This is a genomic window from Vibrio sp. Y176, assembly GCF_033438945.1.
The window spans coordinates 1-523 of record NZ_JAWOQS010001155.1; the positions used below are offsets into that span (position 1 = coordinate 1).

Consider the following 523-nt stretch of genomic DNA (forward strand, 5'->3'; position numbering starts at 1 on the left):
TATCGATTGCCGCCACTAAAGCATTACCGTCCACAGGCTTTTGAAAAAAGTCCAACGCGCCTTCTTTTAAGGCGTCGACTGCCATTGGAATATCACCATGCCCAGTCAGATATATAACGCTGATTGGACTGCATTGATTACGCATTAGCAGGTGAAGCTCCTGCCCACGCATTTCTGGCATTCGGCTATCCAACAATACACATCCAGCTTGATGCAGATTCACACTCTGTAAGAAATCTTGCCCGTTTGAATAGACATCGACGCTATAACCATAACTTTCTAACATAAAAGCCATTGATTCTAAAACAGGCACTTCATCGTCAACGATATAAAGTGGACAAAGATTACGACTCATTCTGAGCTTCCTGATACGGTAAAACGATAGTCACTTGGCACCCTGATGGGTCAATTGACCTAAAATTGATGGAACCTTGGTGCCCTTCAATTACATCGCGACAAATAGCAAGCCCTAGCCCTAGGCCATTTTCCTTCGTGGTATAAAAAGGCTGATCAAGAGGGGTAT

2 protein-coding genes are annotated in these 523 nt (G+C 44.0%); both read right to left on the reverse strand.

What is annotated here, in order from left to right:
• Positions 1-355 (reverse strand): response regulator transcription factor (locus tag R7O13_RS30725; protein WP_140211572.1); only part of this gene is annotated, 355 nt, incomplete at its 3' end.
• On the reverse strand, positions 345-523 hold a 179-nt coding region (locus R7O13_RS30730; RefSeq protein ID WP_318305702.1), incomplete at its 5' end, for an ATP-binding protein. The genes R7O13_RS30730 and R7O13_RS30725, both read right to left, overlap by 11 nt.